This is a genomic window from Sphingopyxis sp. (genome assembly GCF_035998965.1).
GTDB lineage: Bacteria > Pseudomonadota > Alphaproteobacteria > Sphingomonadales > Sphingomonadaceae > Sphingopyxis.
Genome location: NZ_DASYHE010000059.1, coordinates 1 through 14902, shown reverse-complemented (window position 1 = coordinate 14902; position 14902 = coordinate 1). Strand labels below are relative to the sequence as shown.

General features: G+C 65.2%; 15 protein-coding genes. 4 read left to right on the top strand and 11 right to left on the bottom strand.

Going from position 1 to position 14902, the window contains the following annotated elements; translation table 11 throughout:
- Positions 1-113: 113 nt before the first annotated feature.
- The 3 genes from VGN68_RS10705 to dxs all read left to right on the top strand — a co-directional run bounded on the left by VGN68_RS10705 (position 114) and on the right by dxs (position 3453).
- A complete protein-coding gene (locus VGN68_RS10705) occupies positions 114-1004 on the top strand; it encodes a LysR family transcriptional regulator (RefSeq protein WP_327476471.1) in 891 nt (296 codons plus the stop codon).
- Between the two features lie 174 nt (positions 1005-1178).
- The gene (locus VGN68_RS10700; RefSeq protein ID WP_327476469.1) at positions 1179-1403 is read left to right on the top strand and encodes a hypothetical protein; all 225 of its coding nucleotides are present in this window, start codon (positions 1179-1181) and stop codon (positions 1401-1403) included.
- Between the two features lie 121 nt (positions 1404-1524).
- A complete protein-coding gene (gene dxs / locus VGN68_RS10695) occupies positions 1525-3453 on the top strand; it encodes a 1-deoxy-D-xylulose-5-phosphate synthase (protein ID WP_327476467.1) in 1929 nt (642 codons plus the stop codon).
- On the opposite strand, the gene VGN68_RS10690 is transcribed toward dxs, so the two are convergent.
- Positions 3450-3713: a type II toxin-antitoxin system RelE/ParE family toxin gene (locus tag VGN68_RS10690; protein WP_327476465.1), complete on the bottom strand. Its 264-nt coding sequence runs from the start codon at positions 3711-3713 to the stop codon at positions 3450-3452. The genes dxs and VGN68_RS10690 overlap by 4 nt on opposite strands.
- Positions 3697-3915, bottom strand: coding sequence for a type II toxin-antitoxin system RelB family antitoxin (gene relB / locus VGN68_RS10685; RefSeq protein ID WP_327476463.1), 219 nt, complete (start codon positions 3913-3915; stop codon positions 3697-3699). The genes VGN68_RS10690 and relB overlap by 17 nt, the downstream gene beginning before the upstream one ends.
- Positions 3916-4042: 127 nt before the next feature.
- Here relB and VGN68_RS10680 point away from each other — a divergent pair, with 127 nt between their 5' ends.
- Complete coding sequence (locus VGN68_RS10680; protein WP_327476461.1) at positions 4043-4711, top strand: hypothetical protein; 669 nt, start codon at positions 4043-4045, stop codon at positions 4709-4711.
- Positions 4712-4769: 58 nt separating this feature from the next.
- Here the strand turns inward: VGN68_RS10680 and VGN68_RS10675 are convergent, their stop codons facing one another.
- From VGN68_RS10675 to purE, 9 genes are all read right to left on the bottom strand, one after another.
- Positions 4770-5189 (bottom strand): DUF3035 domain-containing protein, encoded by a 420-nt coding sequence (locus VGN68_RS10675; protein WP_327476459.1) that lies wholly within the window; start codon positions 5187-5189, stop codon positions 4770-4772.
- A 23-nt stretch (positions 5190-5212) separates the two neighbouring features.
- Positions 5213-5734, bottom strand: coding sequence for a signal peptidase II (gene lspA, locus VGN68_RS10670; protein WP_327476457.1), 522 nt, complete (start codon positions 5732-5734; stop codon positions 5213-5215).
- Positions 5731-8730 carry an isoleucine--tRNA ligase gene (ileS, locus tag VGN68_RS10665; RefSeq protein ID WP_327476455.1) on the bottom strand — a complete coding sequence of 1000 codons (3000 nt, stop codon included), beginning with the start codon at positions 8728-8730 and terminating at the stop codon, positions 5731-5733. Before ileS ends, lspA begins: the two co-directional genes overlap by 4 nt.
- A gap of 248 nt (positions 8731-8978) precedes the next feature.
- On the bottom strand, positions 8979-10028 hold the full coding sequence (locus tag VGN68_RS10660) for a glycerophosphodiester phosphodiesterase family protein (protein ID WP_327476453.1): 1050 nt from the start codon (positions 10026-10028) through the stop codon (positions 8979-8981).
- Between the two features lie 178 nt (positions 10029-10206).
- Entirely contained in the window at positions 10207-11133 is a 927-nt protein-coding gene (locus VGN68_RS10655; protein WP_327476451.1) for a bifunctional riboflavin kinase/FAD synthetase, read from the bottom strand.
- A gap of 118 nt (positions 11134-11251) precedes the next feature.
- On the bottom strand, positions 11252-12433 hold the full coding sequence (locus tag VGN68_RS10650) for a dipeptidase (protein ID WP_327476449.1): 1182 nt from the start codon (positions 12431-12433) through the stop codon (positions 11252-11254).
- 4 nt (positions 12434-12437) lie between these two features.
- Positions 12438-12929 (bottom strand): dihydrofolate reductase, encoded by a 492-nt coding sequence (locus tag VGN68_RS10645; RefSeq protein WP_327476447.1) that lies wholly within the window; start codon positions 12927-12929, stop codon positions 12438-12440.
- The gene (locus VGN68_RS10640; protein WP_327476508.1) at positions 12926-14005 is read right to left on the bottom strand and encodes a 5-(carboxyamino)imidazole ribonucleotide synthase; all 1080 of its coding nucleotides are present in this window, start codon (positions 14003-14005) and stop codon (positions 12926-12928) included. Before VGN68_RS10640 ends, VGN68_RS10645 begins: the two co-directional genes overlap by 4 nt.
- Positions 14005-14502 carry a 5-(carboxyamino)imidazole ribonucleotide mutase gene (purE, locus tag VGN68_RS10635; protein WP_327476506.1) on the bottom strand — a complete coding sequence of 166 codons (498 nt, stop codon included), beginning with the start codon at positions 14500-14502 and terminating at the stop codon, positions 14005-14007. Before purE ends, VGN68_RS10640 begins: the two co-directional genes overlap by 1 nt.
- Positions 14503-14902: the final 400 nt, after the last annotated feature.

Sequence of the window (14902 nt, the reverse complement as noted above, 5' to 3'; positions counted from 1 at the left end):
GAACGAAGGCAGAGGGGACATGCCTTCGTTCGCCGCCCCCGATATAGATCGTTGCGCAAAATGTGATAACGCACGTGAATGGCATGACTCTGTTTCAATTAATGGAATAATCAATGGACCGGTTGCTGACGCTGGAGATGTTCGTCGCGGTGGCGAGTGAGGGCGGGTTCGCTGCGGCGGCGCGCAAGCTGGGCAGTTCACCCCCCGCCGTGACGCGCGGCATCGCGGCGCTCGAGGCGCGGTTGGGGACACTGCTGTTCCATCGTTCGACGCGCGCAGTGGCGCTGACCGATGCGGGGGCGGCGTTTCTGGAACAGGCGCGGCGCATCCTGGCCGACCTGGCGGGCGCCGAGCGCGAGCTGCGCGGGGCAGCGGCCCAGCCGCGCGGCCAGCTTTATGTCACCGCGCCGGTCATGTTCGGGCGGTTGCATGTGCTGCCCGTCGTCGGCGCGCTGATGGCCCAGCATCGCGAGCTGATGGTGCGGATGATGCTGATCGATCGCAATGTGCGGATCGTCGAGGAAGGGATCGACGTCGCGGTGCGAATCGGCGCGCTGGCCGATTCGGCGCTAAAGGCGGTGCGGATCGGCTGGGTGCGCCAGATGCTGGTCGCCAGCCCCGCCTATCTGGCGCGGCGCGGGGCACCGCAAACGGTCGCGGAGCTGGCGGGGCATGAGCTGATCGGGACGATGGGGCCGCGCGCGGCGGGGGAATGGCAGCTGGCAAGCGGCCGCTGGCGGCTCGATCCGCGGCCGCGGCTGGTGCTTAACACCGTCGATGGCGCATTGGCGGCGGCAGAGGCGGGGCTGGGGATCGCCAATCTGCTGAGTTACCAGCTGGCCGATGCGCTCGCCGCCGGGCGGTTGATCGCGCTGCTGACCAACGAACAGCCGCCCGCGTTGCCGGTTCATCTGGTATTCGAACCGGCGCGCGCGGGATTGCCCGCGGTGCGGCGGTTTGTCGAGGCGATGACGGCGCGGGCGCGGGACGCGAGGCTGGGGTAGGCGCGCTTGGCTATTGGGGGGCGATGGTCATTCCGCTTCCCATATCTTGTCCCCCTTGCTCGACGGTAAGCGAAGGTCCAGCCATGGCCGAGCCTTCGGCTTGCCCCCGAAGGGTTTTGACGGCATCGTGCTGGTGATGCACCACAATCGCCCAACCGCTTATTTGCCGCGCGCATGAACCGCACACCGCGCCTGATCGGCTATGCCCTGATGGCGGTGGCCGCGGCGCTCGCGCTGGCAGAGCGGCGCGGCGCCATCGACAGCATCGGACCGTTCCCGGTCGCCGCGGCCGCGTTGCTGGTGGGAATGATCGGGGTGATGCTGGTGTTCACCGACCTGATGGTGCGTGGGCTTTACGCGCAGGTCGGTGCAGCAAAACGCGACGAAGGCGAGGAGTAACGCCCCTCCCCGCTGCGACTAGCGAACAGGTTCGCAAGTCTCGCTGCCCCTCCCGCAAGCGGGAGGGGATAAGTTTGGCTTTTCATTCGACAGTATCGGCGGTTACCATTATGACCGTGCGATGACCGATCGACCGTCAACGCCGCTGCTCGACACGGTGGATGTCCCCGCCGACCTCCGCAAGCTGAAGCCCGAAGACCTCCGCCAGTTCGCCGACGAGCTGCGCGCCGAGATGATTTCCGCCGTCGGGACGACCGGCGGGCATCTGGGCAGTGGGCTTGGGGTCGTCGAGCTGACCACCGCGCTGCACTATGTGTTCGACACCCCGCGCGACAAGATCGTGTGGGACGTCGGGCATCAATGCTATCCGCACAAGATCATCACCGGGCGCCGCGACCGCATCCGCACCTTGCGCACCGGCGGCGGCCTGTCGGGTTTCACCAAGCGCAGCGAGAGCGAATATGATCCGTTCGGGGCGGCGCACAGCTCGACCTCGATCAGCGCCGCCTTGGGCTTTGCGATCGCGAACAAGCTGAAGGACCAGCCGGGCCGCGCGATCGCGGTGATCGGCGACGGGTCGATGTCGGCGGGCATGGCCTATGAGGCGATGAACAATGCCCAGCAGGCGGGCAACCGGCTGATCGTCATCCTCAACGACAATGACATGTCGATCGCGCCGCCGGTCGGCGGGCTGTCGGCGTATCTCGCCAAGCTGGTCTCGTCGCGGCCGTTCCTGGAGCTGCGCGAAATCGCCCGGCGCTTTGCGCGCAAATTGCCCGAGCCGCTGCACAAGGCGGCGAAAAAGACCGACGAATATGCGCGCGGCATGGCGATGGGTGGGACCTTGTTCGAAGAGCTCGGCTTTTATTATGTCGGGCCGATCGACGGGCACAATCTGGACCATCTGATCCCGATCCTGGAAAATGTCCGCGACAGCGATCATGGCCCGGTGCTGATCCATGCCGTCACGGTGAAGGGCAAGGGCTATGGCCCCGCCGAGGCGGCCGCCGACAAATATCATGGCGTCCAGAAATTCGACGTCATCACCGGCGTACAGGCAAAGGCGCCGCCAGGACCGCCCGCGTATCAGAATGTGTTCGGTGAGACGCTGGCGAAGCTGGCAGACACCGACCCGCGCATCGTCGCGATCACTGCGGCGATGCCGTCGGGGACCGGGGTGGACAAATTCGCCAAGGCGCATCCGACGCGCAGCTTTGATGTCGGCATCGCCGAACAACATGCGGTCACGTTCGCGGCGGGCCTGGCGGCGCAGGGGATGCGGCCGTTCTGCGCCATCTATTCGACCTTCCTCCAGCGCGCCTATGATCAGGTCGTGCATGATGTAGCGATCCAGAACCTGCCGGTGCGTTTCGCGATCGACCGCGCCGGGCTGGTCGGCGCCGATGGATCGACCCATGCTGGCTCGTTCGACATCACCTATCTGGCGACGCTGCCCAACATGGTGGTGATGGCGGCGGCGGACGAGGCCGAGCTGGTCCATATGACCTATACCGCCGCCGAATATGATGATGGCCCGATCGCCTTCCGTTATCCGCGCGGCAATGGCACCGGCGTCGCGCTGCCCGAAGTTCCGGTGAAGCTGGAAATCGGCAAGGGGCGCGTGGTGCGCAGCGGCAAGACCGTGGCGATCTTCTCGCTCGGCACGCGATTGGCCGAGGCGTTGAAGGCCGCCGATACGCTGGAGGCGCGCGGGCTGTCGACGAGCGTCATCGACCTGCGTTTCGCCAAGCCGCTCGACGAGGAGCTGATCCGCAAGACCCTCGCGAGCCACGAAGTGTGCGTGACGGTCGAGGAAGGCAGCGTCGGCGGTCTCGGCGCGCATGTGCTGACCTTAGCGAGCGACGAGGGGCTGATCGACGCGGGGCTGAAGCTGCGCACGCTGCGCCTGCCCGATATGTTCCAGGATCAGGACAAGCCCGAACTGCAATATGACGCCGCGGGGCTGAACGCGCCGCAGATCGTCGATTGCGTGCTGAAAGCGCTGCGCCACAACAGCGCGGGTGTCGAGGAAGCGGGCGCGCGGGCTTAGCGGTAAACTTCGCGGCGATGGGCCAGCGTTAGGACCAGAACAACCAGTCGTTCGTCAAAGATGCGGACCACGATACGATAGTCGCCCACTCTGTACCGCCACAACCCTTTGAGACTCCCGGTCAGTGCCTTGCCACGCTGGCGCGGATCTTCAAGGGCGGTGAGTTCCTCCAAGTAGCGGGTGATGCGATCGGCCTGTTCGCGAGCAATTTTGCGGAAGGCGCGGCGCGCGCCGTCGTCGAGCTCAATCGTCCAGGCCAAGTTCTTTCCTCAGTTCGGCAACGGAAATGGTCTTGGCGGGATCATGTTGCCGCATTGCTTCCTCTGCAGCAGCGATATCCTCGATGTCCTCGATATATTCCTCGATCGCTTTTCGCGCGAACGAGGTTTTTGTGCGACCGGCGCGCTTGGCAGCTTCGGAGAGCCGTTCTTCAAGTTCCTTGTCGAGGCGAATGGCAAGCATAATCCGGCTCCTTTGCTATACATGTATAGCGCGGGGCGCCGGTTCACAAGATTTGTCGCAAATTGACCGAACCGGAATGGACATTCTTTGGTAGGCGACGAATAGTGCGACAAAGGGGCACGCGCCAATGGATTTCCTGAAACTCATCCAGTCGCTCGACGAGCTGCTCTATGAGATCATGTCGTGGCTGATCTTTTATCCGGTCACCTTGTGGCGCGCGCTGACCAAGCCGCTGACGATGATGGATTATGCCGACACCGAACTCGGCGATCCGGCGGCGCGGCAATATAGCGATACGCTGTCGCCGCCGCTGTTCCTGCTGCTGACGATCGCGCTGACGCATGCCGCCGAACTGTCGCTGGTCGGGCAGGACCAGCTGATTACCAGCAAGACCGGGTTGAGCGCGTTTATCAGCGACGACAGCAGTCTGATATTGGTGCGGGTTGCGTTTTTCAGCATTTTTCCGCTGATCATGGCGGCACGGATGGTGCGGGCGCGGCATGTGAAGCTCGACCGCGGACCGCTGAAGCCGCCCTTTTACAGCCAGTGTTACGTCACCGCGCCCTTCGCGATGATGGTCAGTGCCGCGTCGATCCTGATGCGAATGGGGCAGATCGAGTGGGAGTTGGCCGGTTTCGCGCTGCTCGTCTTCGCGCTGCTGTGGTTCGGGACGTTGCAAATCTTGTGGTTCGCGCACCATTTGCGCTGCGGTTACTGGCGCGCCGCGGGCCATGCCTCGCGCGCGATGGTCGAGGCGCTGGTGTTGTTTACGGTCGTGTCGCAGATTTTTCGTTAGCCGCCATGAAAAAGGCCCGGACATGCCGGGCCTTTCCAGTCGGTGATGTTCGCCGGGTTCAGCCCGTCGGAATCGCCGCTTGCGCGTCGCGGCCGTCGCCTTCGGGGGCGGCCAGGATGTCGCGGACGACCAGTCCCTTGTCGACCACCTGCGTGTCGGGGCTGCCGACCTGGCTGCGGATGCCGGGGTCGGCGCGGGCGCCGTCGGCGCTGCTGATCACCGCGGCTTCATTGGGGCTGCGGGCTGAGGGGCCGCCGAACAGCGCGCGCAGCGTCTGTTCCGCGGTCGATTCGCCGCCGGGACGCGCGGTGCCGGGGGCGGGCGGGGCCAGCGAGAAATCGGGCGGCACGACGAGCGGTGCCTGACGCGACACCGCAAATTCGTCGGGCCGGTCGCGGCTGAACAAATTGTTCGACCCGCAGGCCGACAGGGTGGTCGCGAAAATCGAGGCGGCCAGGATGGCGGTGGTCCGGTTCACTGTAATAACTCCTATGCGCCCCGTTAATCGGTGGACGGCTTCCCGTCCGTGCTGGCCGCCTTTTCGCCGAAGAGCAGCGCGCGCGCAACCAGCAAAAGCACCCCCAGCGTGATGCACGCATCGGCGACGTTAAAGATCATGAAGGGGCGGAAATCGCCGAAATGCAGATCGGCGAAATCGACGACATAGCCATAGCGCACCCGATCGACGATATTGCCGAGCGCGCCGCCGAGGATCATCGCGAGCGCAATCACGTCGCCCTTCGCCTGTTCGCGGGTCATCCAGATGCCGACCGCGGCGGCGACGATCCCGGTCACCGCGACCAGCGTCCAGCGCGTCGTGTCGGTGCAACTGGCGAACATCGACAGCGAAATGCCGCAATTTTCGGCCCAGGTCAGGTTGAAGATGTCCATCAGCTCGATCTGGCGCTTCGCTTCGAGCGACAGCGGGGTGATGATCACCCATTTGGTCACCTGATCGAGCAGGAAGGCGAAGGCGGCGATCAACAGGCCGAAACGCAGGTGCGGCGAACGAGAGCTTGTCATGCGGGGTTCAATACTGTTTCGCAGCGATTGCACAAGTTGCCGTCCTCGGTAACTTCGGGGAGGTGGCGCCAGCAGCGGCCGCATTTGTGGTCGGTGGTGGGAGTGACTCCGACCCGATTGTTATGCTGTGTGCGTTCGACCGCCGCTGTGATGAACAATTCGGCGAGCTCGTCCCAAGTAAACTGGCTGGCCAGTTCGTCGCCGACGACGATCTTGGCTTCGAGGCTCGACCGCACCGTCTTTTCGCGGCGAAGCGGCTCGATAGCCTCGTTCACCTGATTGCGAAGCTGACGCAATTCAGCCCAACGCCCAATCAGTTCGTCATCCCGGCGAAGGCCGGGATCCCCACCGTCGAGATCCCGGCCTTCGCCGGGATGACGATTGAGGGTGGGAAGTGTGGGCCATTCGAGGAGGTGGACCGAACCTGCTTCGGGATAGCGCGTCCCCCACACCTCTTCGCTGGTGAACACCAGCACCGGCGCGGCATAGCGCACCAGCGCGTGGAACAGCGTGTCGAGCACGCTGCGGTACGCGCGGCGTTTGTCGGTCCCTAAGGGCGCGGCGGGGCCGATGTCGCAGTAGAGGCTGTCCTTGCGGATATCGAAATAGAAGGCCGACAGGTCTTCGTTGCAGAAGTCCGAGAGCAGGCGGGTGTAGCTGTTGAAGTCGAAATCATCGACCGCGCGGACCAGCTTGGCGTCGAGGTCGGCGAGCAGCGAGAGCATATAGCGCTCGAGCTCGGGCATCGCCGCGACGTCGTCGATCTTCTCCGCGTCGCTAAATCCTTCCAGCGCGCCGAGCAGGTAACGGAAGCTGTTGCGCAGCTTGCGATACTGGTCGGCGACCCCGGTCAGGATTTCCTTGCCGATGCGGTGGTCTTCGGTGAAGTCGACCGACAGCGCCCACAGGCGCAGGATGTCGGCGCCATAGTCGCGCATCAGGTCGATCGGGCTGATCGTGTTGCCGAGCGACTTCGACATTTTGAAGCCCTTGGAATCCATCGTGAAGCCGTGGGTCAGCACCGCCTTGTACGGCGCCTGTCCGCGCGTGCCGCAGCTTTCGAGCAAGGACGACTGGAACCAGCCGCGATGCTGGTCGCTGCCTTCGAGATAGAGGTCGGCGCTGTGGGTGCCGCCGTCGTGGCGGACGAGCGCGGGCCACCTACCGCTCTCCAGGACGAAGGCGTGGGTGCAGCCCGAATCGAACCAGACGTCGAGGATGTCGACGATGCGCTCATAATCGGCGGCGTCATATTGATCGCCGAGATATTCCTGCGCGCGCGCGTCGCTCCATGCGTCGACACCGCCGGCCTTCACCGCCGCGACGATGCGGTCGTTGACTACGGGATCGTTGAGGTACTGGCCGGTCTTGCGGTCGACGAAGAGCGTGATCGGCACGCCCCAGGCGCGCTGGCGCGACAGCACCCAGTCAGGGCGGTCCTTGACCATCGACCCGATGCGGTTGCGGCCCTTTTCGGGGACGAAGCGGGTGCGGTCGATCGCGTGCATCGCGGCCTGCCGCAGCGTCGGCGCGGCGCACAGATCCTCCTCGGCGGGGTTGATCGCGCCGCCTTCGCTTTCCCAGCGCTGCTCGCGCGGCGCCTTGGGCTCGATGTGGGTCATCACCCGGTCCATCGGCACGAACCATTGCGGGGTGCAGCGATAGATGACCTTGGCTTTCGAGCGCCAGCTGTGCGGATAGCTGTGCTTGTAATCGGCGGATGCGGCGAGAAGCCCGCCGGATTCGCGCAGGTCGGTGCAGATCGGGCCGTCGGGGGCGTTGAACTTGGGGTTGATGACCGAGCCCTGACCGGCGAGCCAGCCCCAGTCTTCGCGATATTTGCCGTCGCCCTCGACCGCGAACACGGGGTCGATGCCGTTCGCCTTGCACAGGTCGAAATCATCCTCGCCATGGTCGGGCGACATATGGACGAGCCCGGTGCCGCTGTCGGTGGTGACGAAATCGCCCGCGAGGAAGGGGCGCGGGCGCGCGAAGAAGCCGCCGAGCGCGTGCATCGGGTGGCGGGCTGACAGGCCTGCCAGCTCGGAGCCCTTGCCCTCCCAATCGATGGAATAGGAATCGATCCTGTATCGGTTGCTCACCGCATCAACCAAATCGCGGGCAACGAGCAAATGGGTTGGAGTGGGTTCGCCGCTCCCGCTGTTCTCCCCGCCCTGCCAAGCGTTCAGGTGTAGAACGACGTAGTCAACGTCACGGCCGTACGCGATCGCCTGATTGACCGGGATTGTCCACGGCGTGGTCGTCCAGATTACCGCATGGACACCGTCGAACCTTCCATCCGGTCCTCCGACGATCTTGAAGGGCACATCGATCTGCGTCGAGACGATATCTTCATATTCGATCTCGGCCTCGGCGAGCGCGGTCTTTTCGACCGGCGACCACATCACCGGCTTGGCGCCGCGATAGAGCATATCGTTGGCGGCGAATTTGAGCAGCTCGCGGACGATCGTGGCCTCGGCCTCATAATCCATCGTCAGATACGGATGGTCCCAGTCGCCGCCGATGCCGAGGCGCTTGAGCTGCTCGCGCTGGGTGTCGACCCAATGCTGCGCATAGGCGCGGCATTCGGCGCGAAATTCCTCGACCGGAACCTCGTCCTTGTTCAGCTTTTTCTTGCGATACTGCTCCTCGACCTTCCACTCGATCGGCAGGCCGTGACAGTCCCAGCCGGGCACATAGGGCGCGTCCTTGCCCTTCAGCGTCTGAGTGCGGACGACCATGTCCTTGAGGATATGGTTGAGCGCATGGCCGATGTGCATGTCGCCATTGGCATAGGGCGGGCCATCGTGGAGGATGAACTGGTCGCGGCCCTTGCGGCTCTCGCGAATCTGGCCTTCGAGGTTGCCCTCGAGCCATTTGGCGAGAATCAGCGGCTCCTTCTGCGGCAGGCCGGCCTTCATCGGAAAGTCGGTCTTGGGCAGGAAGACGGTGTCGCGATAATCGCGCTGTTCGGCGGCGGTGGGCGTGTCGGTCATGGGGGCGGCGCTTAGCGCAGATTTGCGTGGGAGCAAAGCTTATGGGCGCGGGTGGGGTGGAAGAAGAGGTTCACGCGGAGGCGCGGAGACGCGGAGGGAAAAGAAGAGAAGGGTTTCGCGCAGAGGCGCAGAGATCGCGGAGAAAGAGCAAGGGCGGCAAAGCCGCCATCCATTCTTCTCCGCGGCTCCGCGTCTCCGCGTGAATCCCTTATTTCTCTGCGTTCTCTGCGCCTCTGCGCGCAAAATCCCTATTTCTGTCGTGGTCGTAGCGCCGGTCCCACGGCGCGGATGTCTTCGACCCAGATATAGCCGTTGAAGCTGGCGGGGATTTTGGCGAGTTGCTGGGGGGTGGAAAGGCCTTCGTTCGATTTGCCGCTTTCATAGGGGCCAAAGACGATGACGCGCGCGCCGACGCTGTCCATGCGCGCGATCAGGCGGTCAGGCCAGCTCCAATAGGCCCATTGATAGTTGATCGGGATCGCGAGGACGCCGTTCCGGCAGCTGGCGGGAACGATGCCCGTCCAGCCGTAGGTTACATAGTCCTTTGAGCAGGCCATCGCCTCGCGCTTGAGGTCGAACGACCAATTGTTTGGCAGCAGTTCGCGCATCCGTTTCACCGGACGTTCGGCGCCGTAGAAGGCGTCGCCGAGCTTGGCGCTGTCGCGGCCCGAGGCTTGCAGGATCGCGAACAGCTGGTCGGCTTCGCGCGGGTTTTTCGATTTGAAGTTGAACAGGATCGGGTGGACGGGGAGCGCCGTGAGGCCTTCCTCGACCGTCGGCATCTTGCCGACGCCCTTGCCGCGCAGCGGGAAGGTCTTGCCGCCGTCGGCGGTATAGCCATGGCCGATGTCGAGCGCCTTGAGCTCGGCCAGCGTCAGGTCGCGGGTGGCGCCCTTGCCTTCGGTGCGGCAATCAACGGTCCAGTCGTGGAAGAGGACCATGCGCCCGTCCTTGGTCGGCGCGACGTCGACCTCGACCATGTTGGCGCCGAGGCCGACCGCCCATGTCATGGATTCTGGGGTGTTTTCGAATATCTCATGGCTTGGCGGATAGGCGTGGACGGCGGTGCAGGTGTCGCGACCGACCGCGGCGCGCTTGTCGTAGAGGTGATAGACGCCGCGGTGCGCGATGAGTTTGGGCTTGCCTGTCGGCGAGGGGGCTAGCCAGCTGGCGTTGCTGAGGGTCAGCCAGGCGATGAGCGCGGCGAACAGCCAGAGCGCGATTTTGGTGGCGCGGCGCAGGGGCTTTTTGGGCGGGGGTTCGAGGGCGGTGGCCCAGTCGGTGTTTGCGTCGGTCATGCGGTCCCCCACTCCCTCTCCCCTTGCGGGAGAGGGTTGCGAAAGCTTGGCAGCTTGCTGCCTAGCTGAAGCTGGGAGAGGGGGTGGCGCCGTAGCGTTGGGGCGCTGCCCCCTCTCCCGTTGCGACTAGCGAGCAAGCTCGCAAGTCTCACTGCCCTCTCCCGCAAGGGGAGAGGGTTTAGATGGTGGCGAGCAGCACCTTCGCCGCGTCGCAATCCTTGCCAATCTGCGCCATCAGCGCGTCCATGCTGTCGTACTTCGCCTCGGGCCGGATGAAGGCGTGGAAGGCGACGTCGATGTCCTGCCCGTACAGATCCTCGGCAAAATCGAAGAAATGCGGTTCGAGCAATTCCTTCGGCGGATCGAAGCTGGGGCGGATGCCGAGGTTGGCGGCGCCTTTCAGCTCGCGCCCGTCGCGCAGCTTTCCGGTGATCGCGTAGATGCCGTAACGCGGGCGCAGGTAGTTTCCCATGTCGATATTGGCGGTCGGGAAACCCAGCAAACGCCCATTCTTGTCGCCATGCTCGACCGTGCCGCGCACGGTGAAGGGGCGGGTCAGCAGGCGCGCGGCGGTGGCGCAATCGCCCGCGTGCAGCGCCTCGCGGATGCGGCTCGACGAGATGACGGCATCGTCCTCGACCGGGGCGACCATTTCGGTGAAGAAGCCAAGGCGGCGGGCGTGGTCGGCCAGCGTCACGACATCGCCGCCGCGGCCCTTGCCGAACACGAAGTCGCTGCCGGTGACGACCCCGGCGGCGCCGTAACGGTCGAGGAGGAGCCCGGTGATGAATTCCTCCGCCGTTGTCCCCGCAAGCGCGGCGTCGAAGGGCAGGACGAGCATCGCGTCGGCGCCCGCCGCGGCGAATAGCTCTTGCCGCTGGTCGAGCGTCGTGAGGCGGAAGGGTGCAACATCGGGTTTGAAATAGCGCACCGGATGCGGGTCGAAGGTCGCGACGATCGCGGGGCGACCTTCGTCGCGGGCATGGCGGACGGCGCGACCGACGACCGCTTGGTGCCCGGCGTGGAAGCCGTCGAAATTGCCGAGCGCGATGACGCCGCCGCGCAGCGGATCGGCGATGCGGGCGTGGCCGTCGAGGCGGATCATTTCCGCCCTCTCTTCCGTTCGTGCTGAGCTTGTCGAAGCACTGTTCTTCCTTCTTGCGGCGTCAAAAGAAAGAACGGCCCTTCGACAAGCTCAGGGCGAACGGATAGGGAAGGAAGCTTCATGGCGCGGGCGGCGACAGCGGGACCAGCCCCGCGCGCAGCACGCGAACGGCGTTGCCGCCCATGGCGGCGCGGATTTCGTCGTCGCTGAACCCCGCGTCGATCAGCGCCTGCGTCACCTGCGCCAGTTTCGACGTATCGAAGCGCACCGTGGTGGCGCCGTCATAATCGCTGCCAAGCGCGACATGCTGGATGCCGACAAGGTCGCGGACATGCTTCATCGCCTTCGCGATGCTCGCGGGCGAGGTGTCGCAGATTGCGGCATCCCAATAGCCGATGCCGACAAGCCCGCCGGTCGCCGCGACGCCGCGGATTTGCGCGTCGGACAGGTTGCGGTTGACCTTGCACGTCGCCTGTACGCCGCCATGGCTGGAGACGACGGGGCGGCGCGCCATCTTGAGGATGTCGGCGACGCAAGCGTTCGAGCAATGCGCGATGTCGACGATCATGCCCTTCGCTTCCATCGCGGTGACGACCTGCCGCCCGAGCGGGGTCAGGCCGCCCTTCTTGAGTCCGTGCATCGATCCGGCGAGATCATTGTCGAAGAAATGGGTGAGCCCCGCCATGCGGAACCCTGCGGCGTAGAGCTTGTCGAGATTTCCGAGCTGGCCTTCGAGCGGATGCAGGCCTTCGATGCTGAGCAGCGCGCCGGTGGTCAGCGGTTTGCCCCGCCGCGCCGCGAGCAGCGCGTCGAGATCGGCGGCGGTGGCGACCGCGCGCAGCTTGCCGTCCGACGCAGCGACGGCGCGGTGCAGCTTTTCAGCATGCCACAGCGAGCGTTCGAGCAGCGAGTTCCACGTCCGCACTGGCTGGAGCTGCGCGATCACCAGGCTGGTGATATTGTCGGTGTCGCCGCTGTTGGCGTCGTAATTCTGGCCCTTCGGCGACTTGGTCGTGCTCGCGAGGATTTGCAGCGCGACATTGCCGTCCTCCAGCCGCGGCAGGTCCATATGGCCGCGTGTCGCGCGGTCGAGGATGTTCCGTTTCCAGAGCAAGGTGTCGCTGTGCAGGTCGACGATGGTCAGCGTTTTGTGGAGCGCCTTGGCGCGTTCGCTGACCGCTGGAAGCGGCTTGCCATCGATCTGGTTGGTGCCGCGCTCGATGATGCCGGGGGCTAGCGCGAAGAAAGCGAGCGCGGCGAGGGCGACAACAAGCAGGAGTGCGATCAGCCAGCGGCGCATGGGGCTAAATCCTTGTCAGCGTGACGAAGCTGTAGGCGGGGCGTCCGGCGTCGTCGGCGGGATGATCTTCGCGCGCAACTTCGCGCCACGCGGCGGGGTCGGGATAGGCGATCACGGCGTCGCCTTTCGGCTCAAGGGCGACTTCGGTCAGCTCGATGCGGTCGGCGAGGGGCAGGAACAGCGCGTAGATTTCAGCACCGCCAATCACCATCACATGCGGGGCATTCGCCAGTTTCAGCGCTTCCTCGATGCTTGCGACGGGTTCGGCGCCTTCGTCCTGCCAGTCGGGGTCGCGGGTGAGGACGATGTGGCGGCGGCCTTCGAGCACCGCGGGCAGGCTGTCGAAGGTTTTGCGCCCCATGATCATCGGGCGCCCCATCGTCAGCTGTTTGAAACGGCGGAGATCCGCGGGCAGGTGCCAGGGCATCTTGCCATTTGCGCCGATGACGCCATTGGCGGCGCGCGCGAGGATCAGGGTGATTTCGGGATGGTTCATGCGGGGGCGGTTCCGACCCAGGTCGCGTGGCCGAGCTTGCGGCCGGCGCGCACTTCGGTCTTGCCATAATGATGGACGTGGCACGCGCCGTCGGCGAGGAGCGCAGGCACCGTGGCGATATCGGCGCCGATCAGGTTGCGCATCGTGACGGGCAGCGCGGTGGTCGCGGTGCTGCCGAGCGGCAGCCCGGCGACGGCGCGGATGTGGTTTTCGAACTGGCTGGTCACCGCCCCCTCGATCGTCCAGTGACCGCTGTTGTGGACGCGCGGCGCCATCTCGTTGAAAACTGGGCCGTCGTCGGTGGCGAAAAATTCGCCGGTGAGCACGCCGACATAGTCGAGATCGTCGGCGATGCGCGCCATCAGCGCGCGGGCTTCGTCCTGCTGGTCGCGGATGATCGGCGGCGGTGGCAGGCTGGAGGTCGCGAGGATGCCGTTTTTGTGAACATTGACGCTGCTGTCCCAGAAGCGCGTCTCGCCGTCGATGCCGCGCACCAGAATGACCGAAAATTCGTGCGCGAAGGTGACGAAGCCTTCGAGGATCGCCGCATGACGGTCGATCGCGTCCCATGCACTGTCGGCGTCGGCGGCGGCGATGAGTCGCGCCTGCCCCTTTCCATCATAACCCATGCGCAGCGTTTTCAGGATCGCGGGGGCGCCGATTTCGACAAGCGCGGAGTCGAGCGCGGCGCGGTCGGGAACGGCCGCGAAGGGCGCGGGGCGGCCGCCGTGTCCCGCAACAAACCGCTTTTCGACCAGCCGGTCCTGCGCGATCTCCAGCGCCTGTGCACCCGGGCGCACCGCGACATGCCCCGACAGGAAGCGCACCGTGTCGACCGGGACATTTTCAAACTCGATCGTCACCGCGTCGCACGCCGCGGCAAACGCGGCGAGGCGCGGTTCGTCGTCCCACGCCGCCTGGACATGATGCGCCGCGACCTGCGCCGCAACACTCTCCCGCTCGGGGGCGTAGCTGTGGACCTTGAAACCGAGCTGCGCTGCGGCGACGCCAAGCATCCGGCCGAGCTGGCCGCCGCCGAGAATGCCGATCGTCGAACCCGGTGCCAGCAAAGCGATCAGCCCTCGCGTACCGGGTGCGGGGCGACGCTATTGGTCTGTTCGGTGCGCCACGCGTCGAGTTTTTGCGCCAGATCGGTGTCGTGGTTTGCCAGCAGCGCGGCGGCGAACAGGCCCGCGTTGGTCGCGCCCGCCTTGCCGATTGCAAAGGTCGCCACCGGAATGCCGCCGGGCATCTGGACGATCGAATAGAGGCTGTCGACGCCGCTGAGCGCCGCCGACTGCACCGGCACGCCGAGTACCGGCACGCGCGTCATCGATGCGACCATGCCGGGCAGATGCGCGGCGCCGCCGGCGCCCGCGATGATGGCTTTGAGGCCCCGCTCCGCCGCGCTTTTGGCATAAGCCACGAGGCGGTCGGGGGTGCGGTGCGCTGACACGATCTGCACTTCGTGCGCGATGCCGAATTGTTCGAGGATCTGGACCGCATGGGCCATCGTCGGCCAGTCGGACTGGCTGCCCATGATAACCCCGACTTGCGGCGCGCTGTTGCCCATCACCCAACCCTCCACAAAGCCGCGGCCATTCACCGGGTGAATCGCCGCCGCCACCCCCCTAGCGACTGCACCGCGCGTGGGCAACGCCGCCTGTGGTCCCTTGCTTGGAAGGCCGCCCGCAGCAGCGGTATCTACCCCGTTTTGGCACCCCCAACGGGTAATTGAGGTTCCCTACCTCTGCGTTTACCGATTGGTATCAAGTCGCAGCTAGGGTTGCCGCGCAATATCCGTCGGCATCGGGCCGATGATAAGGGTTCGCTTGCGGGGACGTTGAATGGATAGCGTAGGGGGGGCACGGATCGCGGTCGACCAGTTCGGCTCCGTCGCCGTTGACTCCATCGAAGACCAGCTGCGGGACATCCGCCGGGAACGCGACGCGCTGCGCCGCGAGAACCGCGTG

What these genes read in the sequence shown, in the direction of transcription:
- VGN68_RS10705 (WP_327476471.1), top strand. Translation starts at nt 114, where the DNA reads ATGGACCGGTTGCTGACGCTGGAGATGTTCGTCGCGGTGGCGAGTGAG.
- VGN68_RS10700 (WP_327476469.1), top strand. Translation starts at nt 1,179, where the DNA reads ATGAACCGCACACCGCGCCTGATCGGCTATGCCCTGATGGCGGTGGCC.
- dxs (WP_327476467.1), top strand. Translation starts at nt 1,525, where the DNA reads ATGACCGATCGACCGTCAACGCCGCTGCTCGACACGGTGGATGTCCCC.
- relB (WP_327476463.1), bottom strand. Translation starts at nt 3,915, where the DNA reads ATGCTTGCCATTCGCCTCGACAAGGAACTTGAAGAACGGCTCTCCGAA.
- VGN68_RS10680 (WP_327476461.1), top strand. Translation starts at nt 4,043, where the DNA reads ATGGATTTCCTGAAACTCATCCAGTCGCTCGACGAGCTGCTCTATGAG.
- lspA (WP_327476457.1), bottom strand. Translation starts at nt 5,734, where the DNA reads ATGACAAGCTCTCGTTCGCCGCACCTGCGTTTCGGCCTGTTGATCGCC.
- ileS (WP_327476455.1), bottom strand. Translation starts at nt 8,730, where the DNA reads ATGACCGACACGCCCACCGCCGCCGAACAGCGCGATTATCGCGACACC.
- VGN68_RS10660 (WP_327476453.1), bottom strand. Translation starts at nt 10,028, where the DNA reads ATGACCGACGCAAACACCGACTGGGCCACCGCCCTCGAACCCCCGCCC.
- VGN68_RS10655 (WP_327476451.1), bottom strand. Translation starts at nt 11,133, where the DNA reads ATGATCCGCCTCGACGGCCACGCCCGCATCGCCGATCCGCTGCGCGGC.
- VGN68_RS10650 (WP_327476449.1), bottom strand. Translation starts at nt 12,433, where the DNA reads ATGCGCCGCTGGCTGATCGCACTCCTGCTTGTTGTCGCCCTCGCCGCG.
- VGN68_RS10645 (WP_327476447.1), bottom strand. Translation starts at nt 12,929, where the DNA reads ATGAACCATCCCGAAATCACCCTGATCCTCGCGCGCGCCGCCAATGGC.
- purE (WP_327476506.1), bottom strand. Translation starts at nt 14,502, where the DNA reads ATGGGCAACAGCGCGCCGCAAGTCGGGGTTATCATGGGCAGCCAGTCC.